The organism is Prauserella sp. PE36, from assembly GCF_003311655.1.
Classification (GTDB): domain Bacteria; phylum Actinomycetota; class Actinomycetes; order Mycobacteriales; family Pseudonocardiaceae; genus Prauserella_A; species Prauserella_A endophytica.
The window spans coordinates 1-221 of sequence record NZ_QEQT01000024.1 but is presented as its reverse complement, the minus strand read 5'-3'; the positions used below and the strand labels follow the sequence as shown (position 1 = coordinate 221).

General features: G+C 72.4%; 1 protein-coding gene. It reads left to right on the top strand.

From position 1 onward, the window contains the following. On the top strand, positions 1-221 hold a 221-nt coding region (locus tag DI005_RS00760), incomplete at both ends, for a phosphotransferase (RefSeq protein ID WP_147263813.1).

Below are 221 nucleotides of genomic sequence, written 5' to 3'. Positions count from 1 at the left end.
CTCGAGCGCCAGCTGCGCCGCTGGAAGAAGCAGCTCGACGCCTCGCGAAGCCGCGACCTGCCCGGCATCGAGGAGCTGCACGACCGGCTCGCCGCGCGGATCCCGGTCTCGCCGCCGCCCGCGATCGTGCACGGCGACTACCGGCTCGACAACGTGCTCGTGGGCGCCGACGACGAGATCAAGGCCGTGCTCGACTGGGAGATGTCGACCCTCGGCGACCC